Source organism: Mesorhizobium sp. M7A.T.Ca.US.000.02.2.1, from assembly GCF_003996995.1.
In the GTDB taxonomy this organism is placed as follows: domain Bacteria; phylum Pseudomonadota; class Alphaproteobacteria; order Rhizobiales; family Rhizobiaceae; genus Mesorhizobium.
Genome location: NZ_RZTT01000023.1, coordinates 1 through 23472, shown reverse-complemented (window position 1 = coordinate 23472; position 23472 = coordinate 1). Strand labels below are relative to the sequence as shown.

General features: G+C 64.2%; 19 protein-coding genes. 10 read left to right on the top strand and 9 right to left on the bottom strand.

Annotated elements, in window-relative coordinates:
* Positions 1 to 11 precede the first annotated feature (11 nt).
* The 4 genes from EOD15_RS04110 to EOD15_RS04095 all read left to right on the top strand — a co-directional run bounded on the left by EOD15_RS04110 (position 12) and on the right by EOD15_RS04095 (position 5529).
* Complete coding sequence (locus EOD15_RS04110) at positions 12 to 326, top strand: sarcosine oxidase subunit delta (RefSeq protein ID WP_127269175.1); 315 nt, start codon at positions 12 to 14, stop codon at positions 324 to 326.
* Positions 323 to 3316, top strand: a complete 2994-nt coding sequence (locus tag EOD15_RS04105; protein ID WP_127408315.1) for a sarcosine oxidase subunit alpha — start codon at positions 323 to 325, stop codon at positions 3314 to 3316. The genes EOD15_RS04110 and EOD15_RS04105 overlap by 4 nt, the downstream gene beginning before the upstream one ends.
* Complete coding sequence (locus EOD15_RS04100) at positions 3309 to 3911, top strand: sarcosine oxidase subunit gamma (RefSeq protein ID WP_127408314.1); 603 nt, start codon at positions 3309 to 3311, stop codon at positions 3909 to 3911. Before EOD15_RS04105 ends, EOD15_RS04100 begins: the two co-directional genes overlap by 8 nt.
* A gap of 175 nt (positions 3912 to 4086) precedes the next feature.
* Positions 4087 to 5529, top strand: a complete 1443-nt coding sequence (locus EOD15_RS04095) for an MFS transporter (protein ID WP_127321911.1) — start codon at positions 4087 to 4089, stop codon at positions 5527 to 5529.
* Positions 5530 to 5540: 11 nt separating this feature from the next.
* Here EOD15_RS04095 and EOD15_RS04090 read toward each other — a convergent pair whose 3' ends face one another.
* Positions 5541 to 6245: a nitroreductase gene (locus tag EOD15_RS04090; RefSeq protein WP_164761914.1), complete on the bottom strand. Its 705-nt coding sequence runs from the start codon at positions 6243 to 6245 to the stop codon at positions 5541 to 5543.
* Between the two features lie 204 nt (positions 6246 to 6449).
* Between EOD15_RS04090 and EOD15_RS04085 the strand changes: the two genes are divergently transcribed.
* From EOD15_RS04085 to EOD15_RS04065, 5 genes are read left to right on the top strand one after another with little or no spacing between them, the layout of a single operon-like run.
* A complete protein-coding gene (locus EOD15_RS04085; RefSeq protein WP_127408313.1) occupies positions 6450 to 7013 on the top strand; it encodes an XRE family transcriptional regulator in 564 nt (187 codons plus the stop codon).
* Positions 7014 to 7033: 20 nt separating this feature from the next.
* On the top strand, positions 7034 to 9487 hold the full coding sequence (locus EOD15_RS04080; protein WP_127408312.1) for an FAD-dependent oxidoreductase: 2454 nt from the start codon (positions 7034 to 7036) through the stop codon (positions 9485 to 9487).
* Positions 9484 to 10389, top strand: a complete 906-nt coding sequence (locus EOD15_RS04075; protein WP_127322956.1) for a homocysteine S-methyltransferase family protein — start codon at positions 9484 to 9486, stop codon at positions 10387 to 10389. Before EOD15_RS04080 ends, EOD15_RS04075 begins: the two co-directional genes overlap by 4 nt.
* Complete coding sequence (locus EOD15_RS04070) at positions 10382 to 11563, top strand: pyridoxal phosphate-dependent aminotransferase (protein WP_027034771.1); 1182 nt, start codon at positions 10382 to 10384, stop codon at positions 11561 to 11563. The genes EOD15_RS04075 and EOD15_RS04070 overlap by 8 nt, the downstream gene beginning before the upstream one ends.
* Complete coding sequence (locus EOD15_RS04065) at positions 11560 to 14010, top strand: FAD-dependent oxidoreductase (RefSeq protein WP_127408311.1); 2451 nt, start codon at positions 11560 to 11562, stop codon at positions 14008 to 14010. Before EOD15_RS04070 ends, EOD15_RS04065 begins: the two co-directional genes overlap by 4 nt.
* Positions 14011 to 14156: 146 nt before the next feature.
* On the opposite strand, the gene EOD15_RS04060 is transcribed toward EOD15_RS04065, so the two are convergent.
* The 4 genes from EOD15_RS04060 to EOD15_RS04045 all read right to left on the bottom strand — a co-directional run bounded on the left by EOD15_RS04060 (position 14157) and on the right by EOD15_RS04045 (position 18226).
* On the bottom strand, positions 14157 to 14744 hold the full coding sequence (locus EOD15_RS04060; RefSeq protein WP_127322284.1) for an NAD(P)H-dependent oxidoreductase: 588 nt from the start codon (positions 14742 to 14744) through the stop codon (positions 14157 to 14159).
* Complete coding sequence (locus EOD15_RS04055; RefSeq protein ID WP_127322285.1) at positions 14744 to 15325, bottom strand: NAD(P)H-dependent oxidoreductase; 582 nt, start codon at positions 15323 to 15325, stop codon at positions 14744 to 14746. Before EOD15_RS04055 ends, EOD15_RS04060 begins: the two co-directional genes overlap by 1 nt.
* Before the next feature lie 205 nt (positions 15326 to 15530).
* Complete coding sequence (locus tag EOD15_RS04050) at positions 15531 to 16934, bottom strand: FAD-binding oxidoreductase (RefSeq protein WP_127322286.1); 1404 nt, start codon at positions 16932 to 16934, stop codon at positions 15531 to 15533.
* Positions 16934 to 18226, bottom strand: coding sequence for a cytosine deaminase (locus tag EOD15_RS04045; RefSeq protein ID WP_127408310.1), 1293 nt, complete (start codon positions 18224 to 18226; stop codon positions 16934 to 16936). Before EOD15_RS04045 ends, EOD15_RS04050 begins: the two co-directional genes overlap by 1 nt.
* 149 nt (positions 18227 to 18375) lie before the next feature.
* On the opposite strand from EOD15_RS04045, the gene EOD15_RS04040 reads away from it, so the two are divergent.
* Complete coding sequence (locus tag EOD15_RS04040; RefSeq protein WP_127408309.1) at positions 18376 to 19482, top strand: IS481 family transposase; 1107 nt, start codon at positions 18376 to 18378, stop codon at positions 19480 to 19482.
* Between the two features lie 134 nt (positions 19483 to 19616).
* On the opposite strand, the gene EOD15_RS04035 is transcribed toward EOD15_RS04040, so the two are convergent.
* The 4 genes from EOD15_RS04035 to EOD15_RS04020 are packed head-to-tail and all read right to left on the bottom strand — an operon-like array spanning position 19617 to position 23376.
* The gene (locus EOD15_RS04035; RefSeq protein WP_127408308.1) at positions 19617 to 20498 is read right to left on the bottom strand and encodes a MoxR family ATPase; all 882 of its coding nucleotides are present in this window, start codon (positions 20496 to 20498) and stop codon (positions 19617 to 19619) included.
* Between the two features lie 8 nt (positions 20499 to 20506).
* Positions 20507 to 21511, bottom strand: coding sequence for a molybdopterin cofactor-binding domain-containing protein (locus EOD15_RS37190; protein WP_023756899.1), 1005 nt, complete (start codon positions 21509 to 21511; stop codon positions 20507 to 20509).
* 1 nt (position 21512) lies between these two features.
* A complete protein-coding gene (locus EOD15_RS37185) occupies positions 21513 to 22880 on the bottom strand; it encodes a xanthine dehydrogenase family protein molybdopterin-binding subunit (RefSeq protein WP_127321788.1) in 1368 nt (455 codons plus the stop codon).
* A 13-nt stretch (positions 22881 to 22893) separates the two neighbouring features.
* On the bottom strand, positions 22894 to 23376 hold the full coding sequence (locus EOD15_RS04020) for a (2Fe-2S)-binding protein (protein WP_127321789.1): 483 nt from the start codon (positions 23374 to 23376) through the stop codon (positions 22894 to 22896).
* Between the last annotated feature and the right edge of the window lie 96 nt (positions 23377 to 23472).

Here is a 23472-nt window from a genome sequence, read left to right as displayed (position 1 = left end):
GGTAGAGTCCAATGTTGATCACTTGCCCCTATTGCGGCCCGCGTGACGTCATCGAGTTCACCTATCAGGGTGACGGCAATCGTGAGCGTCCCGACTCCGCCTCCCAGAATTTCGAGGCGTGGAATGCCTATGTCTATGACCGGCTGAACCCGGCCGGCGACCACAACGAGATATGGCAGCATTCCGGCGGTTGCCGCGCGCATCTGCGCGTCGTGCGCAACACGCTGACGCATGAGATTTCCAGCGTTGCCTTTGTGCGCGGTGATCATCAAGGGCGCGGCGATCATGGCTCCGCCGCGCGCCGCAAGGCGGAGGACAAGGCATGAGCCCGCGCCGCGCCGATACCGGCGGCCGCATCGACCGGCTGAAAACCATCCGCTTCACCTTCGACGGCACGGCCTACACCGGCCATGCCGGCGACACGCTGGCGTCGGCGCTGCTGGCCAAGGGCGTCACGCTTTACGGACGTTCGTTCAAATACCACCGCCCGCGCGGCCTGCTGACTGCCGGCGTCGAGGAACCCAACGCGCTGGTGACGGTGCTGAAGGGCGAGGTTCGCGAGCCCAACATTCCGGCGACCATGGTCGAAATCCATGACGGCCTGGTTGCCATCAGCCAGAACCGCTTTCCCTCGCTTGCCTGGGACATCAACGCCGTCAACCAGCTCGGCGGCAATATCCTGTCGGCCGGGTTCTACTACAAGACCTTCATGGGACCGGTGTTCGGTCCGCTCAAAGGCACGCGCTTCTGGATGTTCTGCGAACACTTCATCCGCCGCGCAGCCGGTCTCGGCAGCGCCGGAACGGCGAAAGACCCGGCCCGCTATGAGCGCATGAACGCCTTTTGCGACGTGCTGGTGGTCGGCTCCGGCCCGGCCGGCCTGATGGCCGCCAGGACCGCCGCCGATCAGGGAGCGCGCGTCATGTTGGCCGATCTCGAGCCGCTTTTCGGTGGTTCGGCCAACTGGTCCGAGGAAAGCATCGATGGCGCGCCTGCCGCCGACTGGGCGCGGCGCGCGGTCGCCCAGCTCGCAGGCCGCGACAATGTCCGGCTTCTACCGCGCACCACGGTGTGGGGTTATTACGACAACAACACGCTTGCCGCGCTGGAACGGGTCAGCGATCACAAGGATCAGCCAGGCAAGGGCGAGCCGCGCCATCGCTATTGGGCGATCCGTGCCAAATCCGTGGTCCTGGCCACCGGTGCGTTCGAGCGGCCGCTCGTATTCCCCGGCAATGACCGGCCAGGCGTGATGCTGGCGCATGCAGCCGAGCGCTATGCCAACGAATTCGGCGTGCTGCCGGGCGAGCGGATCGCGCTGTTCACCAACAATGACAGCGCCTATCGGGCGGCCGTCGCCTTGAAGAAGGCCGGTGCCGCGGTCGTCGCCATCGCCGATGTCAGGCCTGAACTTTCGCCGGAGATCCGCAAGCTGGCTGCGGAAGCCGAGGCCGAGATCTTCGCTGGCCATGCCGTCGTCGCCACCGAAGGCGGAAAGGCACTGTCCGGCCTCAAACTGCAACGCTTCGATATGGCCAATGGCGCACTCATAGGTGATGCCCGCAGTATCCACGCCGATTGCCTGCTGATGTCCGGCGGCTGGTCGCCGACCATCCATCTGGCCAGCCAGGCCGGCGCCAAGGCGGAATGGAATGCCGCGCGGCAGGCCTTCCTGCCGCCGAAGCCAACACAGAGCTGGATCGGTGCCGGCGCCTTCACCGGCAGTTTCTCCACCGCCGAAGCCATCGCCGAAGGCCGCGCCGCGGGCCTTGCCGCAGCCGGTGGCCCCAGCGCGCCTTCTGTATTGCCGGTGGTGGAAGCCGTGCCCGGCGATCCCGATCCCGCGCCGGTGTTCGAGATCAGGGCCAAGGGCAAGAGCTTTGTCGACTTCCAGCACGACGTGACGGCAGAGGACGTGCGGCTGGCGCACCGGGAAGGCTTCGTCTCGGTCGAGCATCTGAAGCGCTACACCACGCTCGGCATGGCGACCGACCAGGGCAAGAGCTCCAACGTGCCCGGCCTTGCCATCATGGCCGAAGCGCTGGGCAAGCCCATCCCCGAAGTCGGCACGACGCGCTTCCGGCCGCCCTTTGCGCCGGTGTCGATCGGCTCGCTGGCGGCGGAACGTTTTGGCGATCTCAAGCCCGAACGATTGACCCCGATGCATGACTGGCATCTGGCCAATAGCGCGACGATGTATTCCGCCGGCCTCTGGTATCGCCCGATGATCTACGGCCATGCCGGAGAGACGGTCGAGCAGGCCTATGTGCGCGAAGCCAAGGCGACGCGCGAAAGCGCAGGGATCGTCGATGTCTCGACACTGGGCAAGATTGCCGTGCAGGGCCCCGACGCCGCCGCATTCCTCGACCGTGTCTACACCAACATGTTTTCGACGCTGGCCGTCGGCAAGGCACGCTACGGGCTAATGCTGCGCGAGGACGGCCTGGCCTTCGACGACGGCACCACCTGGCGGCTCGGCGAGCAGGACTTCCTGATGACCACCACCACCGCCAATGCCGGCAAGGTGATGCAGCATCTGGAATATTTCCTCGACGTGATCTGGCCGGAGCTGAAAGTCCACGTCACCTCGGTGACCGACGAATGGGCGGGGGCCGCGATCGGCGGGCCGAAGGCCAGGCAGATCCTCGCCGCCTGTGTCACCGGCACATCGGTCGACAACGCGACCTTGCCTTTCATGGGCATCGTACGTGGCGAGCTATCAGGCGTGCCGGTGATGATCTGCCGGCTGTCCTTCTCGGGTGAAATGGCGTTCGAAGTCTATTCCGGCGCCGGCCACGGCGCCCATGTCTGGGAAGCGCTTGTTGAAGCAGGCAAGCCGTTCGGGCTGGTCACCTACGGGCTCGAGGCGCTGGGCACGATGCGCATCGAAAAAGGCCATGTCACCGGCGCCGAGATCGACGGCCGCACCACGGCGCGCGACCTGCATCTCGACTGGATGCTGTCGAAGAAGAAGCCGTTCATCGGCTCGGCGATGATGGACCGCGAAGGCCTGATCGCGTCGGACCGCCTGGAACTGGTCGGCCTGATCGCCCTCGACAACCTACCGTTCAATGGCGGCGCGCACATCGTCGAGGAGGTTGACGAGGCCAATCCGCACGGCTCGATCGGTCACATCACCGCCTGCTGCTATTCACCGGCGCTCGGCAGGCATATCGCGCTGGCGCTGGTCAAGGGCGGCAAGGCACGGCAGGGCACGCGCGCTCATGTCTCCGATCCCCTGCGCAACCGGTTCGGACCGGTCGAGATCGTCTCCAACCACTTCTTCGATCCGGACGGGAGCCGCATGCATGGTTGAGCGCCAATCACCCGAACCCTTGTCGCCGCTTGAGCCTGAATTCCATGTCGGCTCGCACGGCAATTTCGAGCACGGCGTCGAGATCATCCTGACCGAGACAAGGCCAGGCTCGATCGTGCAGCTCGCCGCGTGGCCCGGCGAGGAGAAGAAGCTGATAGCAGCCATCCGCACCGTCACCGGGCTTGCCCTGCCCGATGGCGCCGGCGGCGGCTTGAGCGACGGCGTGAAATCGGTGTTCGGCTTCGCGCCGGGAAAGTTCACCGTCGCCGATGAAGCCGAAGGCCTGGCTGCGGCCTTTGCCAAAGTGGTGACCCCCGCCATTGGCACCGTGACCGACCTCTCGCACGGCCGCATCGCCATTCGCATTGCCGGGCCGAAGGCCGAATGGGTGCTGGCGAAATTCTTCGCCATCGACTTCGCGCTGCCGGCCTTTCCGGTCGGCGCCGGCCGTTCGACCACCCATCACGACATCTTCGCCCAGATCCAGCGCACCAGCGCCGACCAGTTCGACATCTATGTCTTCCGCTCGTTCGCACGCTCGTTCTGGAAGGCGCTCTGTCACGCCAGCGAGGAAGTCGGCTACGAGGTGCAGTAGGCGGCGCGGCCGGATGGCCTCGTTTCCCACATCTGGCATCAACGCCAGCCGCCTCTGCCGCTAGAGAATCAGGCTGCCGGCGCCCATGGTGCGAAAACGTGGCCGCCCAACCGGCCCGAGGGATATGAAATCCCTTCGTCAAGAGTCGGCACATTCGTTTGGTTCGAACATCTCCATGACCGCAGAACTATCCGCCGGCGCCACGGATCGCGCCGATGTGCCGGCCAGAGCCCTGCTCCTGCTGCCGCTGACGGTTGCCTGCGGCGTGTTCATGACCAGCCTCGATCAGAATGTCGTGGTGACCGCGCTGCCGGGCATCAGCGAAAGTCTCGGCCGTCCGCCCAGCCAGCTCGGCCTCTTGATTACCGTCTATGTCGCCAGCCTGATCATCTCGATGCCGCTTGGCGGCTGGGCCGCCGACCGCTTCGGACTGCGCAATGTCTACTGTTTTGCCTTGCTGGTGTTCGCCGCCTCGTCGGCGCTCTGCGGACTGTCCGACAACATCTGGATGCTGGTTGGTGCGCGTGCGCTGCAAGGCTTTGGCGGCGCCTTGATGGGCACACTCGGCCAGGTCGTCATCCTGTCGACCTTTCCGCGCAGCCGAACGCTGAAGATCAACATGTACATCTCGCTGGCTGGCCAGTCCGGACCGTTGGTCGGTCCGCTCGTCGGGGGCGCGCTGACCACCTACATTTCCTGGCGCTGGATCTTCTTCATCAACGTGCCGTTCGCGCTGGCGGCGGCAATTCTTGCCGCCTCGCTGTTTCCGACGATGACCAAGCCCGTGCGTACGCCGTTCGATTTTCCGGGCTTCCTGCTGGTCGGCAGCGGCATGGTCCTGCTGGTCTTCGGCATGGATTCGCTTGCTGCCAAGGATGCCGCGGGCGGCATCATCGCCGCCGAACTGGCGCTGGCGCTGGTCATCCTGACCATCGCCTCGTTCTACTGCCTGCGCGTGCGCAATCCGCTGCTCGATCTCAAGCTGTTGCGCATCCGTACCTTCCGCATTTCGTTCCTCACCGGCGGCGGGCTGGACACGATCGGCCTCAGCTCGGTGGTGTTCCTGCTGCCCTTGATGTTCCAGCTCGGCTTCGGCATGAGCGCGGTGCAGGCGGGATCGCTGACCTTCGTCGCCGCGGTCGGCTCCGTGGCCATGCGCTTCTTCATGCCGCGTGTCCTCAACCGTTTCGGCTTTCGCCGCGTGCTGGTCTACAACACCCCGATCGTCGCCGTGATGGTCGCCGGCTTCGCCTTGATGCAGGCGACGACGCCGGTGTGGATCGTGCTGACCTACATCTTCGTCTTCGGCGTCTTCCGCTCCGCGCAATGGGCCTCGACCGGCAATCTCGCCTATTCCGACATCGCGCCCGAGCAGCTCGCCCGCTTCAGCGCGCTCTATTACATATTATGGCAGCTGGCGGTGGCGATCAGCGTCGGCCTGGCTGCGGCGGTATTGTCATTTCTGGCCGGCGGCGGTCCAGCCGTCGCCGACGATTTCCGCATCCTGTTCGTCATCGAGGGCATCATCACGCTCTGCGCGCTGCTTGCCTACCTCAAGCTGACGCCACAGGACGGTGCCCATGTCAGCGGCCACGGCGCACAGATGAATACCGAATGAGGCTGGCTGGCTTATTCGCTGAACGTGACCCACTCTTCCAGCGGCACGCGGTCGGTGCGGAAGGCGTTTTCAGGTTTTGACGTATCTTCATAACCAAGCGCCATGCCGCAGACGACGATCTCTTCGTCCGGAATGTCGAGCACCGGCCTGATCTGCCGGTGATAGGGCGCGAAGGCCGCCTGCGGACAGGTGTGCAGACCCCTGCCCCTAGCTGCGACCATGATGTTCTGCAGGAACATGCCGTAGTCGATCCATGAACCCTGGTTGAGGCGGCGGTCGATGGTGAAGATCATGCCGACCGGGGCGTCGAAGAAGACGAAGTTGCGGTCGTGCTGGGCGCGCATCTTGTCGACCTCGCGACGACCGATCCCGAGCGCGCCATAGAGGCCGAAACCGTTGGCGCGGCGGCGGGTCAGATACGGCTCGAAGAACTGCGTGGGATAATACCGGTACTCGTCCCAATCAGCTTTTTCAGCGCGAATGCCGGAATTGAGAATGGCGTCTGATATCCGCTGCTTGCTCTCGCCCTTGGTGACATAGACCTTCCATGGCTGCATGTTGGTGCCGGATGGGGCACGCGCCGCAACCACCAGAATGGCGCGGATGGTTTCGTCGTCGACCATGTCGGGCAGGAATGCGCGCACCGAACGGCGCGACAGGATCGCCTCGTCGACAATCTCGGCATCGCCCGCAATTCGGGGGTTATTTTCCAGCATGGGCCGTCCCTTACCCTTTGTCTCGATCGGACGTCCCCACTCGCCGCTCTCGGCGGAGCCTTTGCATGAACCGTCAAAATCGCGCAAGCAAATCTTGTGCATCCGTGAAAATCTACTTGATTTTTTCATGAGCTTGACTTCTCATGAAATTTGGCCAGATTTTTTCATAAAGTGAGCGCTTTGCCTTCGACTACCGCTAGAACATTGCAGGTACCTGACGAACGCGTGCTGGCCGGCGATATCAGGGCCCTGCGCAAGGCGCGCGGGCTGACACTCGCCGAGATCGGCTCGAAGCTTGGCCGTTCGGTCGGCTGGGTCAGCCAGGTCGAGCGCGGTCTGTCGACGCCATCGCTCGGTGACCTCCGAGCCTTCGCCGAACTGTTCGGCGTGCCGATCAGCCTGTTCTTCAGCCATGACGTACCTGTCGAAAGCGAGCGCGGCGTGGTCGTGCGCGCTGGCAGACGCCGCACGCTTGGCACAAGCGAATCCGGCCTGGTGGAGGAGCTTCTGTCGCCCGATCTCGGCGGTAGCTTCGAGATGGTGCGTTCGGTCTTCGCGCCGGGCGCGGAACTGAAGGCCGAGGCGCAGCGGCCGACCGAGGAAGCTGGATACGTCGCATCCGGGCTGTTCGACATCGAGATCGGAGGTGTCTGGCATCGGCTTGGCGAGGGCGACTCCTTTCGCTTCGAAGGCAAGTCCTACCGCTGGCGCAATCCGGGCGCGGAGCCTGCAATTGTCATCTGGGTGGTTTCGCCACCCGTCTATTGAGTTCAAGTTTGGAGAAAAACATGGCGGGTTTGCCGAGCACGGCGCGCGTGGTGATCATCGGAGGCGGTGCTGTCGGCACCTCCTCGCTCTATCATCTCGCCAAGGCGGGCTGGACCGACTGCGTGCTCTTGGAAAAGAACGAGCTGACTTCGGGCTCGACCTGGCATGCCGCCGGCAACGTGCCGACTTTCTCCTCGTCCTGGTCGCTGATGAACATGCAGCGCTATTCGACCGAGCTTTATCGCGGCCTGGCCGACGCGGTCGACTATCCCATGAACTATCACGTCACCGGCTCGCTGCGCCTTGCCCACACGAAAGAGCGCATGCAAGAATTTCAGCGCGCCAAGGGCATGGGCCGCTACCAGGGTATGGACATCGACATTGTCGGCGTCGACGAGATCCAGCGCCGCTATCCCTTCATCGAGACGCATGATTTGAAAGGCGCGCTCTACGACCCGAGCGACGGCGACATCGATCCGGCGCAGCTCACCCAGGCGCTGGCCAAGGGCGCGCGCGACATGGGCGCGAAGATCATCCGCTTCTGCCCGGTCACAGGCGTGCGCCGCGAGAACGACGAGTGGGTGGTCGAGACGGCGCAAGGTGAGATCCGCTGCGAGATCGTCGTCAATGCCGCCGGCTACCGCGCCGCCGAAGTCGGCCGGATGTTCGGCCGCGACGTGCCGATGATGGTGATGAGCCATCAGTACATTTTGTTCGAGGAGATCCCCGAGCTGGCGGCATGGTCGAAGGAACAGGGCAAGAAACTGCCGCTGCTGCGCGACGTCGACACCTCCTACTATCTGCGCCAGGAGAAGAACGGCATGAATCTCGGCCCCTATGAGCGCAATTGCCGCGCGCATTGGGCCAGCCACAACGACCCGATGCCGGAGGATTTTTCCTTTCAATTGTTCCCCGACGACCTCGACCGGCTGGAACATTATCTGGCCGATGCCGTCGCCCGCGTGCCGATCCTTGGCACCGCCGGCCTGTCCAAGGTCATCAACGGGCCGATCCCCTACACGCCGGACGGCAATCCGCTGATCGGCCCGATGCCCGGCGTTCCCAATGCCTTCGAGGCCTGCGTCTTCACCTTCGGCATTGCCCAGGGTGGCGGCGCCGGCAAGGTGCTGGCCGAATGGGTGACAGAGGGCCAGACCGAATGGGATATGTGGTCGTGCGACCCGCGCCGCTTCACCTCCTTTGCCTCGGCGCCGGACTATTGCGTCGCCAAGGGCATGGAGATCTACGGCAACGAGTATGCCATCCAGTTCCCGCGCCATGCCTGGCCGGAAGGCCGCGACCGCAAGCTGTCGCCGATCCATGATCGCATCAAGGCGCTCGGCGGCCGCTTCGACGCCTATAATGGCTGGGAGCGGGCCACCTGGTACGCACAAGACGGCGATGACATTTCCGAGGAAGCCACGCTGACCTTCCGCCGCGACGGACCGTGGCATCATCGCGTGCGCGAGGAATGCCTGGCCGTGCGCGACGCCGCTGGCATTTTGGACCTGCCGGGCTTCTCGCGCTTCAACCTCGACGGTCCCGGTGCCGCCGAATGGCTGAGCCTGCAGGTCACCGGGCTGGTGCCGAAGCCAGGCCGCATCGGTCTCGTCTATTTCGCCGACGACAAAGGCCGCATCGTCACCGAAATGTCCGTGGTGCGTCACGACGACAACCTGATGACGCTGATCACCGCGGCGGTCGCGCAGTGGCATGATTTCGAATGGCTGAAGTCGCGCATGCCCAAGGATGCGCCGTTCAAGCTGATCGATCGGACCGAGGAATTCTCGACCCAGATCCTGGCCGGCCCCAACTCGCGGAAAATCCTCGCCGATGTCTGCGAAGCCGACCTCACTTTGCCATGGCTGACGCATCAGGAAACCAAGATCGCCGGCCGCTGGGCGAAGCTTGTGCGCGTCTCCTTCGCCGGGGAGCTCGGCTGGGAAATCCACACAAGGGTGGACGACACCGCCGCGATCTTTGATGCCATCTGCGCGGCTGGCCAGCAGCATGGGCTGAAGCCATTCGGCATGTATGCGTTGGATTCGCTCAGGCTTGAAAAAGGCTACCGCACCTGGAAGGGCGACCTGTCGACCGACTATTCGATCCTGCAGGGCGGGCTGGAGCGCTTCGTCAAATGGGACAAGCCCGATTTCCGTGGCAAGACTGCACTCCAGAACGAAAAGCAGCAAGGCGTGAAGAAGCGCTTCGTCACGCTGGTTATAGAGAACCCGGGCGACTGCGACGCCCCTTCAGTGTCGACGCTGTGGCATGACGGCAAGATCGTCGGCGAGACGACGTCCGGCGGCTGGGGCCACCGGGTCGACAAATCGATCGCGCTCGGCATGCTGCGCGCCGATCTGGCCGAGCCAGGCACATCAGTCGAGGTCGAAATCTTCGGTGACCGCTTTCAGGCGATCGTGCAGAAGGATGAACCGCTGTGGGATCCGAAGAATGAAAGGCTGCGAGCATGAAGAAAATCATCCTCACCGATGGCGGCATGGGCCAGGAACTGGTCCGTCGCAGCAAATCCGAGCCGACGCCGCTATGGTCGGCCAGGGTGCTGATCGACGAACCTGATCTGGTGCGCGACCTGCACGCGGAATTCATCCGCGCCGGCGCCCGCGTGATCACCATCAACACCTATTCGGCAACGCCCGAACGCCTGGCGCGTGAAGGTGCGCAAGACCTCTTCAAGCCATTGCAGAAGCGCGGCATCGAATTGGCCAGGCAGGCCCGCGACGAGGCCGGCGATGCAGCCATCGCCGGTTGCCTGTCGCCGCTTTTCGGCAGCTATGCACCGGCACTGACCATTTCCTTCGAGGACACGCTCGATATTTACCGCCGCATCGTTGCCGAGCAGGCCGATGGCGTCGACCTGTTCCTGTGTGAAACCATGGCGTCGGCGGACGAAGCCCGCGCGGCGGTCACCGCGGCATCGGAAAGCGGCAAGCCGGTATGGGTGTCGTGGACGCTGGCCGACCACGGCAAGCCGCGGCTGCGCAGCGGCGAAGCAATAGCCACCGCGGCAAGCGCGCTCGACGGCCTGGCAGTCGCCGCGCGGCTGGTCAATTGCTGCCGGCCGGAAGCAATCGCCGCGGCTTTGCCTGAACTGATCGGCCTCGGCGGCCCGGTCGGCGCCTACGCCAACGGTTTCACGTCAACCGGAGCGCTCAAGCACGGCGGCACCGTCGATGTGCTGCACGCCCGTCACGACCTTGGCCCGGATGCATATGCCGACCAGGCGATCGGCTGGGTCGAGGCTGGGGCAAGCATCGTTGGCGGCTGCTGCGAAGTCGGACCTCCGCACATCGCCGCTCTGCGCGACCGGCTCGAACAGGCCGGCTACGAAATTTCGGGAGTTTTGCATGCCTAGACCATCATCGCGCATTTCCGGCATCGTGCCTTCGGGCAAGGACGGCTGGGAAGTCCATTTCGCCGCCTGGACGCGCAAGGAGGCCGGCGAAGACATCATCATGCTGTCGGTCGGCGACCATGATTTCGACACGCCTTCGCAGACGATCGAAGCCTGTGTGACCGCGGTTCGCGGCAGCAATCACCACTACACCCCGCTTCCCGGCCTGCCGCGCCTGCGCAAGGCGATGGCGGCGGCCTCGAGCGCCTGCACCGGCGTCGAGACGTCGCCGGATCAGGTGATCGCCACGCCGGGCGGACAGGCCGCACTCTACGCGGCTGTGCAGGGCGTGCTCGACCAGGGCGACCACGCCATCGTCGTGGCGCCCTACTACGCCACCTATCCCAACACGTTCAGCGCCGCGGGCGCTGACTTCACAGTCGTCGAGACACCGGCCGAGGATGGCTTCCAGCCACGTGCCGACATGATCCGCGCGGCAATCCGGCCGAACACGCGCGCCATCCTGATCAACACGCCGAACAATCCGACCGGTGCGGTCTACTCGCGCGAGCGGCTGGAGCAGTTGGCAGAAGTCTGCCGGGAGCACGACCTCTGGCTGCTGTCGGACGAAGTCTACTGGACGCTCGGCGGCGGCGAGCACGTCTCGCCGCGCTCGCTGCCAGGGATGGCCGAGCGCACGCTGGTCATCAATTCGATGTCCAAAAGCCACGGCATGACCGGCTGGCGCATGGGCTGGCTGACGGGACCGGAGGAGATGATCACGCTCATGATCAATCTCAATCTGGTGACGACCTACGGCCTGCCGGCCTTCATTTCGATCGCTTGTTCGGAGGCGCTGGAGAACCGTTACGGCGTCAAGGAGATCGCCGAACGTTACGCGGCACGCCGCACCGTCTTGCTCGACGCCGTGCGGGGCATGAACGACGTGACCGTGCGCGGTTCGGAGGGCGGCATGTATGTCATGCTCGACATCTCGGCCGTCGAACCGGACGATGAGAAATTCGCCTGGGCCCTGCTCGACAAGGAAAAGGTCGGCGTCATGCCCGGCTCCAGCTTCGGCGAGGCGGCCGCCGGCCACATTCGCATCAGTCTCTGCCAGCCCGAACCGGTGCTGCAGGAAGCTGCACTTCGTCTGCGCCGCTTTGCTTCCAGCTACCGTCGCGAGGCAGCATGACCGCCAAGGCAGTTCCCGCCAAAGCAAGGGCGGTCATCATCGGCGGCGGCGTTTCCGGCTGTTCGGTCGCCTATCACCTGGCCAAGCTTGGCTGGACCGATATCGTGCTTCTCGAACGCAAACAGCTGACGTCGGGCACGACATGGCATGCCGCCGGCCTGATCGGCCAGCTGCGCGGCTCGCAGAACATGACGCGGCTGGCGAAATATTCCGCCGACCTCTACGTCAAGCTGGAAGCCGAGACCGAGGTCGGCACCGGCATGCGCCAGGTCGGTTCGATCACCGTGGCGCTGACCGAGGAGCGCAAGCACGAGATCTACAGGCAAGCATCGCTGGCGCGTGCCTTCGATGTCGATGTCCGCGAGATTTCGCCCAGGGAAGTCAGCGAGATGTACCCGCATCTCAATGTTTCCGATGTCGTCGGCGCCGTGCATCTGCCGCTCGACGGCCAGTGCGACCCCGCCAATATCGCCATGGCCCTGGCCAAGGGCGCCCGCCAGCGCGGCGCCACCATCGTCGAGAATGTCAAGGTCACCAAGGTCCATAGCAGGGCCGGCCGAGTCAGCGGCGTGTCCTGGGCGCAAGGCGAAGAGCAAGGCACGATCGAAGCCGACATCGTCGTCAACTGCGCCGGCATGTGGGCCCGCGAACTGGGAGCGCAGAACGGCGTCACCATCCCGCTGCACGCCTGCGAGCATTTTTACCTCGTCACCGAACCGATCCCCGGCCTCACCCGTCTGCCGGTGCTGCGCGTGCCCGATGAGTGCGCCTACTACAAGGAAGACGCCGGCAAGATGATGCTGGGCGCCTTCGAGCCGGTGGCCAAGCCGTGGGGCATGGACGGCATAAGCGAGGATTTCTGCTTCGACCAACTGCCTGAGGACATGGAGCATTTCGAGCCGATCCTCGAAATGGGCGTCAACCGCATGCCGATGCTGGCGACCGCCGGCATCCACACCTTCTTCAATGGTCCTGAGAGTTTTACGCCCGACGACCGCTACTATCTCGGCGAGGCGCCGGAACTGGCCGGCTACTGGATGGCGACCGGCTACAATTCGATCGGCATCGTCTCATCCGGAGGCGCCGGCATGGCGCTGGCGCAGTGGATCAACGATGGCGAAGCCCCCTTCGACCTGTGGGAAGTCGACATCCGCCGCGCACAGCCGTTCCAGAAGAACCGCCGCTACCTCAAGGAGCGCGTCTCCGAAACGCTCGGCCTGCTCTATGCCGACCATTTCCCCTACCGCCAGATGGCGACCTCGAGGAATGTCAGGCGTTCGCCGCTGCACGAGCATCTGAAGGCGCGCGGCGCCGTTTTCGGCGAAGTCGCCGGTTGGGAGCGCGCCAATTGGTTCGCACGCGAGGGCCAGGAGCGCGAATACCGCTATTCCTGGAAGCGCCAGAACTGGTTCGACAACCAGCGCGAAGAACACCTCGCGGTCAGGAATGGCGTCGGCCTGTTCGACATGACCTCGTTCGGCAAGATCCGTGTCGAGGGCCGCGACGCTCGGCACTTCCTGCAAAGACTATGCGCCAACGACATGGACGTCGCCCCGGGCAAGATCGTCTACACCCAGATGCTCAACCAGCGCGGCGGCATCGAGAGCGACCTGACGATCTCGCGGCTGTCGGAAACGGCTTTCTTCCTCGTCGTCCCCGGCGCCACGCTGCAGCGCGACCTGGCTTGGCTGCGCAAGCACATCGCCGACGAGTTCGTCGTCATCACCGACGTGACGGCGGCCGAAAGCGTGCTCTGCCTGATGGGCCCGGACGCGAGAAAGCTGATCCAGAAGGTCAGCCCCAACGATTTTTCCAATGATAAAAATCCGTTCGGCACGTTCCAGGAAATCGAGATCGGCATGGGCCTGGCCCGCGCCCACCGCGTCACCTATGTCGGCGAACTCGGCTGGGAACTCTATGTCTCGACCGATCAGGCGGCCCATGTCTTCGAGGCGATCGAGGAGGCAGGTGCGGATTTCGGCCTGAAACTCTGCGGCCTGCACACGCTGGATTCCTGCCGCATCGAAAAGGCGTTCCGGCATTTCGGCCATGACATCACCGACGAGGACAATGTGCTGGAAGCCGGCCTTGGCTTCGCGGTGAAGACCGCCAAGGGCGACTTCATCGGCCGCGATGCCGTGCTGCGCAAGAAGGAAGCCGGCCTGTCACGCCGGCTCGTCCAGTTCCGCCTGAAGGATCCAGAGCCCCTGCTCTTCCACAACGAGGCGATCCTGCGCGACGGCAAGATCGTCGGCCCGATCACTTCAGGCAATTACGGCCATCATCTCGGCTGCGCGGTCGGGCTAGGCTATGTGCCTTGCGAGGGCGAGAGCGAGGCCGATCTGCTGGCCTCAACCTATGAGATCGAGATCGCCGGCGAGCGTTTTGCGGCGGAAGCGTCGTTGAAGCCGATGTACGATCCGAAGTCGGAGCGGACGAGGATGTAGCACTCTCTTCCTTCGCCCCGTTTACGGGGAGAAGGTGGCCCGAAGGGCCGGATGAGGGGCGGCGCCAACCTCTGCAATGTTCGTGCTGCCCCTCATCTGCCTGCCGGCATCTTCTCCCCGTAAACGGGGAGAAGGACGCTAATTCCCTAAAACCGCTCCAACTTCGCCCGCACCTTCGCCAGAAACGCCGCCCGCGTTGCCGGCGTCGAGGCATCCATCAGATAGTGCGCCAGGAAAAACGTCCGGCAGCGCGTCGCGCACAGCGCCCGCATGCCGCGCAGCAGGGTCTTGCGTCCCGGCTGGCCGACGACGACGCTCCACCACGTCGGCGCGCCGCAGGTGGTGATGACACCGACCTTGGTCACATGCGTCATCAGCGACTTGATCCGCCCCTTGCCGGCCGGCAGCTTGAAGGCGACGTCCGTCGCCCACACCCGGTCGAGCCAGCCCTTCAGCATCGCCGGCAGTCCGTACCACCAGGTCGGATAGACGAACAGGATCGCTTCGGCCCAGTTGAGCAGTTCGAAATGCGGCTTCAGTGCCGGGTCCTGCGGCGACTGGTCGTTGTAGGAGCGCCGCTCGTCGCAGCCCATCACCGGATCGAATTTCTCGGCGTAGAGGTCGAGCAGCCGCACCTCCCAGCCTCGTCGCGTCAGCACGTCCACGGCGGTGTCGCGGATGGCCGCGCAAAAGCTCTCGGGCACCGGATGGCAGTAAACCACCAGCGCGCGCATCAGAAGGCATCCATGCTGGCCGCAACCTTGGTCATGAAAGCCTTGCGCGTTTGGTCGGTAGACAGGTTCATCGCGTAGTGCGCGAGATAGCTCACCGGCGCGCCCGGTTTTACGGTGGCGCGCAGCATGCGCTTGATCAGCTTGCGTGGCGGATCGCCCATCAGCATGGCGCGGAACCGGCTGCCGCCATAGGTGGTCACCGCTGCAACCTTGCGTATGTTGTGCAGAGACGGCTGCGCCTTGCCATCGACCAGTTTGAACGACACGCCGGGCAGGAAGACGCGATCGAAAAAGCCTTTCAGGATCGCTGGAAAGCCATAGTTCCAGACCGGATAGGAAAGCACCAGCGCATCGGCGCGCAGCAGGCGTTCGACATAAGGCGCGGCAGCGTCAGCGGCGCCGCGTTGGCTGTGGTAGTCCAGCCGCTCCTGGCGCGTCATCCGCGGATCGAAGGCTTCGGCATAGAGATCGCAGTCGTCCACCGCATGGCCCGCCGCTGTCAGCCGCTCTACGATCATGCGGTGCAGGCCGGCATTGAAGCTGGTCTCGACCGGATGGGCGTAAAGGACGAGGATGTTCATCGGAGGACATCCTGCAGGTCAGCGCGAGGCACCCCCTTCTGCCCTGCCGGGCATCTCCCCCTCAAGGGGGGAGATTGGCGGTTTCCGCGTTGCTGCCTATCTGCGACGTTGATGGTTGGCGAAAGCAGCGCGGCAGTCTGATCTCCCCCCTTGAGGGGGAGATGGCCGGCAGGCCAGAGGGGGGTGCAGCGCCACACGCTGGTCATCAGCTTGCCCTCTGCAGCCCCTTGAAAAGGAATGTCCGGCCCGACCGGTAGTCATAGTCCGGGTTCTCCCAGGCGATCATCTTGCCGGGGTTGAGCAGGCCTTGCGGATCGGTTTCGCGCTTGAAGGCAAGCTGCACCGCGTCGGTCTGCTTCATGCCGCCCTCTTCCAGCGTGTAGCGATGCGGGTTGAAGATCGGGCAGCCATTCGCTTCATGCAGACGCACGATCTCGTCGAGCCGCGCCTCGGTGGTGAACTTGACCAGCGGCAGGCCGAAGCAGGTGATGTTGCCGTCCAGCCGCACGAATTCCAGATGCGAGAAAACCTCGCCCGGAAACATCGCGTCCATCTTCTCGACCAGCGCCAGCTGGTTGGGAAAGGGATAGAGCGACTGCAGATAGGTAATCGAAGGATCGACGCGCAGCGCCCTCAGCGTGGTGTGGTTCCAGGCCAATTCATAGGCCGGCGGCAGGCCCTTTTTCTCGTCCGGCGTCGCCGTGGCCGCATTGTAGATCACCTCGCCACCGGCACGGCGGGTGAAGGCCAGGAAAGCGTCCAGCCCGTGCCGCGCCACCATGACGACGCAAATGCTTTGCCCCTGTTTCAGGAACTTTTGATGCCGCTTGAAATAGAGCTGCGGCACGGGTGCGGCTATCGGCGTGATCAGCTTGGTCAGGATACCGTCCTGACATGCCAGCGCATTGCCATAGCGGGCGACATCCATGAAAGCGTCGAAGCCGACGATGACATCGATCCATTCATAAGCCGCGGTCAGCGGCATCTCGACCTCCGATATGATGCCGTTGGTGCCGTAAGCGTGGGTCACCTTGTGCAGATCCTCGCCAGTGAGTTCGAGCGCTTTCGGCTCGGCTTCCATCGTCACCACGCGCAGGCGCAGCACGTTGCCGAAATCGCGCAGGCCGCCGAAATTGATCGAGCCGACGCCGCCCGAACCGCCGGCGATGAAGCCGCCGATCGAAGCGGTGTTGTAGGTGGAGGGCGACAGCCGCAGCTCCTGCCCGGAATGCGCCCGCGTCGCCTTGTCGATATCGGCCAGGATCGCCCCCGGTCCGCTCACAACGCGACCTGGCGCGATCGACTTGATCTCGTTCATCTCGGCAAGGTTGAGCACGACGCCGCCGGAGAGCGGCATCGCCTGGCCGTAATTGCCGGTGCCGCTGCCACGCGGTGTCACCGGCACACCATGGCGATGACACGCGGCAAGCACGCGTATCAGTTCGGCCTCGTTCTTCGGCGTCACGATCAGATCGCCGGTGACATGGTCCAGTTGCTGCTTCAGCACCGGGCTGTACCAGTAGAAGTCACGGCTCTTCTGCTGGACGATGGCCGGGTTGTCGTCGACCTTGAGCCCGTTAAGATCGCGTTTGAGCGCCGAAACGTCCATTATCCCACCATCAGTTCGTCGAGTTCGGCATAGTCGGGCAATTGCCGGTCGATCGCCTTGCCGCCGCGCACCACGATGCGATCCGATTCGGGTCGCGACAGCAATTCCGTCCAGCTTCGGCCTTTGAACACGATGAAATCGGCATCGCCGCCGGCGGCAAGCGTGCCGAAGCCATCAAGCCGCATCACCTTGGCCGGCGTCGCGGTGACCGCTTGCGGCCAGTCGGCGACCGGATGGTCCAAATGCAGGATGCGCGTCGCCATGCGGTAGACCTCCAGCATGTCGAGATCGCCATAGGCGTAGAAGGGATCACGCGTGTTGTCGGAAGCGACTGCCACCGGAATGCCCCTCGCCTTCATCTCGTGCAGCAGCGTCACACCGCGCCAGCGCGGCGTGGTTTGGTCGCCGCGCCGGTCCTGCAGATAGAGATTGCACATCGGCAGCGAGACGACGGCGAGCCCGGCCTTCGCCACTTTGTCCAGCGTATCGAGCACATCGAGGTCCGGCTGGCGCGCGAGCGAGCAGCAATGGCCGACGAGGATCTTTCCTTCGAAACCGTTCCAGAGAGCGGCCTCGGCGATCTTCTTCAACGATATGGCGGAGATATCATCGGTCTCGTCGGCATGGAAATCGAGATCGAGGCCATGCTTGATGGCTTGCGCGAAGACATGGTCGAGCAGTTCTTCCAGGTCCGGCACCATATAGGTGACGACACCGAGCACGCCCTTGGCCGCGGCAACCCTCTTTGCCAGTCTGTCGAACCACTTTTTGTCACGCACGCCTTCGATGCCGAGCAAACAGGCGCCCTGCAATTCGATACGGCCGCACCATGCCTCGCGCATCGTCTCGAACACTGGCCAGGAGATCTCCTCCTGCGGCGCGACGCTGTCGATGTGGGTGCGCAGCGCCCTGGTGCCATGGGCGTAGGCGCAGCGCAGTGAAAAATCCATCCGCCGCGCCAAATCCTCGGCGCTCCAGCGTGCCACGCGATCGGCTCCGGCGGCATTCAGCGCGCCCATGAAGGTGCCATCGGGATTTGGTTTCCGCGGCCAGATATGGCCTTTGTCGATATGCGTGTGGCAGTCGACGAAGCATGGCAGGATTATACGGCCGGCGAGGTCAATCGCATCGGCGGATCGGCGATGCGCGGTGATGCTGGAAATCTTCCCGTCGGCCACAGCGATGTCGGCAAGCCCGAAGCCGTCAGCATCGAAGGGCGCGGAAAGGCCTGGTGCCAGTGAGCGATGAAGGCGAACATTGGCGAGATGGTAAGAGCCGAAGGTTGGTATCAAGCGTTGCCCCCCTCTGTCCTGCCGGACATCTCCCCCTCAAGGGGGTGTTTGGACCGGAGACATCGCGAACAGGTGTGCGAAGACATCGCGAACAGTTTCGTGCGCTTTGCGCGGGGAGGTTCGAGGTGCCATTCGAGGCCAGGAGCGTGATGAGCCAGAAGGAAGAATTTGTGCGGTTGGCGCTGGCGCCGGGGGCGAATGTGAGTTCGCTGTGCCGCCGCTTTAGGATCGGGCGGACCTGCGGGCACAAGCTGATCGCGCGCTTTCGAGCGAACGGCGAGAGCGGGCTTGTGGAGTGTTCGCGGCGGCCGAAGTTGAGCCCGCGGCGCAGCCTGCCAGCGTTGGAAGCGGCGGTGTTGTCGCTGCGCCAGGAGTGCCCAGCCTGGGGCGGCCGCAAGATCGCCGGCGTACTCAAGCGGGAAGGCGGTGGCACGATTGCGCCTTCGACAGTGACTGGCATCTTGCGCCGCAACGGTGTCGAACTGGGTGCGCAGGGCGGCGGTACGCAACCCTTCATCCGCTTCGAGCACGAGGCTCCCAACGATCTGTGGCAGATGGACTTCAAGGGCCACGTGGCGCTGCGCCAGGGGCGGCTGCATCCGCTCACCGTACTCGACGACCATTCGCGCTTCTCGCTGGTGCTGGAGGCTTGTCCAGACCAAACGACCGAAACCGTCAAGACGCGGCTCATCGCAGCCTTCCAGCGCTACGGTCTGCCATGGCGTATCGCCACCGACAACGGCCCGCCCTGGGGCGACGGCGGCCGCAACAACTTCACCGCGCTTGGTGTTTGGCTGATCGAGATCGGCGTCGCCATCAGTCATTCCAGACCCTGCCATCCCCAGACGCTTGGCAAGGAGGAGCGCTTCCATCGCTCCCTCAAGGCCGAGGCGCTGCAGGGACCACCCTTCGACAGCTTGTCGATCGCACAACGCGCCTTCGATGCCTGGCGCCAGCTCTACAACACCAGACGACCGCACGATGGCATCGGCGGCGCCGTGCCGATCGACCGTTACCGGCCTTCCGGCCGCGACTTCAGCGAGGCGGTGCCGCCCTTCGAATACGCACTCGGCGACCACCTCCGCAAAATCCAGCAGAAGGGCGCGACCTCCCTGTTCGGACGCGCCTTCAAGATCTGCAACGCCTTTGCCGGCAGGACTGTCGCCTTCAGACCGACCCAAAAGGACGGTGTCTTCGACGTCTACTTCAGACACCAGAAAATCCAAACCATCGACCTCAACGCAATCAGCCGATAGCATGGGAAACTGTTCGCGATGTCTTCGCACACCTGTTCGCGATGTCTCCGGTCCAAACACCCCCTTGAGGGGGAGATGCCCGGCAGGGCAGAGGGGGGCGCTCTCCCGCCAGCATTGCAAAATGACCTCCCGCGTCACGCCAGCGCCTCCTCGACGATCCGGCCAAGCTCCGGTGCGATGTAGGAAAGGTCTTCCTCGTCCTTGATCAGCACGCCGATGGCGCGGCGGAAGGCTTCCGGCCACGGGCTGCCGCCTCTCTCCAGGATGGTGGCGGCATTGGCCCATTCGACGGCCTCGGCGATGCCGGGGGGCTTGGCCAGTGGGCGGGCGCGAATGGTCTGCACGGCCGCCGCCACGGCGCGCGCCGTTGCTTCAGCCACATTGCCGGCGCGCAGCATGATGATGGCGGCCTCGCGCTCGGCGTCGGGATAGCCGATCCAGTGGTAGACGCAGCGGCGGCGCAGCGCTTCGGCGAGCTCGCGGGTGCGGTTCGAGGTCAGGATGACGATCGGCTGTGCGGCGGCGCGGATGGTGCCGCGCTCGGGAATGCTGATCTGGAAGTCGGAGAGGAATTCCAAAAGCAGCGCTTCGAATTCGTGGTCCGAGCGGTCGATCTCGTCGACCAGCAGCACGCGCTGCTCGGGCGCTTTCAGCACCTGCAGCAGCGGTCGTGCGATCAGGAAACGGTCGTCGTAGATGTCGATCTCATGCTCGCCGGCATGGCGGATGGCAAGCAGTTGGCGCTGGTAGTTCCATTCGTAGAGCGCGTGCGCGGCGTCGATGCCTTCATAACATTGCAGCCGCACCAGATCGCGGCCGAGCAGCTCGGCGATCGCTTTGGCCGCTTCCGTCTTGCCGACGCCCGGCGCGCCTTCGAGCAGCAGCGGCTTGCCCAGCCGGATTGCCAGGAAGATGGCGGTCGAAAGGCTTTCATCGGCCAGATAGCGCGAGGCGGCCAGATGCTGCGCCACCGCCTCCGGCGAGGTCGCTGATGTCTCGGCGCTTGTCCCGGTCATTTCGGCCCTCAGTTCGCCGCTTGCGCCTTCAGCGCGCGCAGGATGCGCTCCGGCGTGATCGGCAGCGTGTCGATGCGCACGCCGACGGCGTCGAAGACGGCATTGGCGACCGCCGGGATCTGTGGGTTGGCGCACATTTCGCCCGGCCCTTTGGCGCCGTATGGTCCGTCCGCCGATGGCCGCTCCAGCACGATGATCTCGGTCTCGGCGAGGTCGCCGGGACCCGGCATCAGATACTGGTTGAAGTCGGTGCCGCCATGATCGCGGTTGGGATAATAGGGCTCGGTCGTCTCATAGAGCGCATGGCTGATGCCCATCCACGAACCGCCGACCAGCTGCTGTTCGACCATTTTCGGGTTCAGCGCGCGGCCGATCTCGAAGACGTTCTTCACCGTCAGTACGGTGACCTCGCCGGTTTCGTCGTCGACCTCGACCTCGGCCACGGTGCAGGCATGCGCGTAGCAGGTCGACGGCTTCATCGCGCCGGTTTCTTTCTCGGGATAGGAGCGCGGGATCAGGAACATGCCGCGGCCTGATATCGAGCGGCCGCGCTTGAAATGTGCCGACAGCGCGACATCGAAGATCGAGATCGATTTTTGCGGTGCGCCCTTGACCAGGATGTTGCCCTGGCCGTCGGTCTCGAGGTCGGATGCATTCACCTCCAACTCCTCGGCCGCCACTTCCAGCATCACCTGGCGGGCTTCCCTTGCCGCCTGGATGACGGCGTTGCCGGCGCGGTGGGTGCCGCGCGAGGCGAAGGTGCCCATGCAGTGCGGGCCGGTGTCGGTGTCGGCGGTGTCGACGACGACACGGTCGGTCGGCACGCCGATCGTCTCGGCGCAGATCTGCGCCATGATCTGCTTCATGCCTTGGCCGAGATCGACCGATGACAACGTCACCATGAAATTGCCGGTCGGCGTCGAATGCACCAGCGCCTGCGTCGGGTCGCCGCCGAGGTTCATGCCGGTGGGATAGTTGATGGCGGCAACGCCGCGTCCACGCCTGATCGCCATCTCAAGCTCCCTTCACGTAGGATGACATCGCCATGTACTTTTCCGCCACCGGCCAGTTGGCGGCGCGCGATGCTTCCTGCATGCATTCGATCAGCGCGGCGCCCTCGGTCGGCTGGCGGTGCGCCTTCATGTCGCCGTCGCGATAGGCGTTGATGAAGCGGAATTCGAGCGGATCCATGCCGATCAGGCGCGCCAGCTTGTCCATCTGCACCTCCAGCGCGAAGTCGCCGATAGTGACGCCGAAGCCGCGCATGGCCGACGAGGGCGTGCGGTTGGTGTAGACGCAGTAGGTGTCGATCCAGACGTTCGGGATGGTGTAAGGGCCGGGATAGTGCCCCGCGCCCTTCTGCGCGCCATAGGGCGAATGGCGCGAATAGGCGCCGGCATCGGTGTAGCCAGTGACCTTGCGCGCGACGATGCGGCCGTCTTTCATGACGCCGTCCTTGATGACGACCTTTTCGGCGGCGCGCGGCGACGAGATCTGCATCTCCTCCTCGCGGCTGTAGATAAAACAGACTGGTCGTCCTGTTAATTTTGCGCCGAGGATGGCGATCGGCTCGACGATGACGTCGACCTTGCCGCCAAAACCGCCGCCAACGGTGCCGCCGACGAAATGCAGTTTGCTGCCCGGCATCTGCAGGATGATCGAGGTGTTGTCGAGCGTGAAGAACATCGCCTGCGTGTTGGTGTAGCAGGTGAAGCGGTCATTGCCCTCGGGTGCCACCACGCAGCCGGTGGTCTCGGTCGGCGCGTGCTCGATCGGCGAGGACTGGTAGCTCTCCTCCAATATGTGGTCGGCGCCGGCGAAGCCCGCCTCGACATCGCCGAAGCGCACCTTGCGGCACTCGCCGCTGTCATAGAGGTAATAATTCTGGCCGTGATATTCGTTGACCAGCGGCGCGCCGGGTTTCAGCGCCTCCTCCATGTCGAAGACGGCCGGCAGCACCTCATAGTCGACCTTGACCTTGGCGGCCGCCTCTTGCGCGGCGCGCTCGGTTTCGGCCAGCACCGCCACCACGGCCTCGCCCTTCCAGCGCACCTTGCCGTCGGCAAGCACCGTCTCGTCCTCCGGCCCGACCTGGATCAGGATCAGGATGGTGTAGACATTGTGCGGCACATCCTTGGCGGTCAGAATTTTCACCACACCCGGATGCTTTTCCGCTTCCGAGGTGTCGATCGAGCGGATGCGGGCATGGTGATGCGGGCTGCGCACCATCTTCAGGTGCAGCATGCCGGGGAAATTGCGGTCGGCGAAAAAGGCGGTCTTGCCGGTGACATGGGCGGGTGAATCGGAGCGCGGCCGAGGTTGGCCGATCTCGTGCAGATCATCTTTGCGGACATCGGCGAAGTAGTTCTTGCGCAGTTCCATTCTTTTGGACCCCTCAGGCCGCGTTCTGCGAATTGGCGCGGGCGGCAGTCAGCACCGCCTTGATGATCGGTTCGTAGCCGGTGCAACGGCAGATGTTGCCCGATAGCGCCTCGACCACCTCGTCGCGGCTGGGGTTGGGCGTATGATCGAGCAGCACCTTGGCCGCCATGATCATGCCCGGCGTGCAGAAGCCGCATTGCGTGGCGAAGGTGTCGAGGAAGGCGCGCTGCAGCGGGTGCAGCACGCCGCTTTCCGAAAGCCCTGAAGTCGTGCTGATGGCCGCCCCATTGCAGGTTTCGGCCAGCGTCAGGCAGGAGAGCCTGAGTTCGCCGTCTATGATGACCGAACAGGCGCCGCAGGTGCCTTGATGGCAGCCGCCTTTCGGCGAGGTGTCGCCGATCTTGTCGCGCAGAGCGTGGAGCAGCGTCGTGCCGCTGTCGATGAATTCGGCCTTTTCCGAGCCATTGAGCGTGAATTGAACCGGAACCTTTGCCATGTTTTCCTCCCAGCGCGCCTGCCCGAACCAGCGGACAGACGCGCGCCCCGAACGAAATATTATGCGAGCAGCAACCGGCCGAGATGAACCGGCAGG

Coding starts and splice junctions, on each gene's coding strand:
- EOD15_RS04095 (WP_127321911.1), top strand. CDS start 4,087: ATGACCGCAGAACTATCCGCCGGCGCCACGGATCGCGCCGATGTGCCG.
- EOD15_RS04070 (WP_027034771.1), top strand. CDS start 10,382: ATGCCTAGACCATCATCGCGCATTTCCGGCATCGTGCCTTCGGGCAAG.
- EOD15_RS04100 (WP_127408314.1), top strand. CDS start 3,309: ATGGTTGAGCGCCAATCACCCGAACCCTTGTCGCCGCTTGAGCCTGAA.
- EOD15_RS37190 (WP_023756899.1), bottom strand. CDS start 21,511: ATGGCGATCAGGCGTGGACGCGGCGTTGCCGCCATCAACTATCCCACC.
- EOD15_RS37185 (WP_127321788.1), bottom strand. CDS start 22,880: ATGGAACTGCGCAAGAACTACTTCGCCGATGTCCGCAAAGATGATCTG.
- EOD15_RS04055 (WP_127322285.1), bottom strand. CDS start 15,325: ATGAACATCCTCGTCCTTTACGCCCATCCGGTCGAGACCAGCTTCAAT.
- EOD15_RS04020 (WP_127321789.1), bottom strand. CDS start 23,376: ATGGCAAAGGTTCCGGTTCAATTCACGCTCAATGGCTCGGAAAAGGCC.
- EOD15_RS04075 (WP_127322956.1), top strand. CDS start 9,484: ATGAAGAAAATCATCCTCACCGATGGCGGCATGGGCCAGGAACTGGTC.
- EOD15_RS04040 (WP_127408309.1), top strand. CDS start 18,376: ATGAGCCAGAAGGAAGAATTTGTGCGGTTGGCGCTGGCGCCGGGGGCG.
- EOD15_RS04060 (WP_127322284.1), bottom strand. CDS start 14,744: ATGCGCGCGCTGGTGGTTTACTGCCATCCGGTGCCCGAGAGCTTTTGC.
- EOD15_RS04090 (WP_164761914.1), bottom strand. CDS start 6,245: ATGCTGGAAAATAACCCCCGAATTGCGGGCGATGCCGAGATTGTCGAC.
- EOD15_RS04105 (WP_127408315.1), top strand. CDS start 323: ATGAGCCCGCGCCGCGCCGATACCGGCGGCCGCATCGACCGGCTGAAA.
- EOD15_RS04050 (WP_127322286.1), bottom strand. CDS start 16,934: ATGGACGTTTCGGCGCTCAAACGCGATCTTAACGGGCTCAAGGTCGAC.
- EOD15_RS04080 (WP_127408312.1), top strand. CDS start 7,034: ATGGCGGGTTTGCCGAGCACGGCGCGCGTGGTGATCATCGGAGGCGGT.
- EOD15_RS04110 (WP_127269175.1), top strand. CDS start 12: ATGTTGATCACTTGCCCCTATTGCGGCCCGCGTGACGTCATCGAGTTC.
- EOD15_RS04035 (WP_127408308.1), bottom strand. CDS start 20,498: ATGACCGGGACAAGCGCCGAGACATCAGCGACCTCGCCGGAGGCGGTG.
- EOD15_RS04065 (WP_127408311.1), top strand. CDS start 11,560: ATGACCGCCAAGGCAGTTCCCGCCAAAGCAAGGGCGGTCATCATCGGC.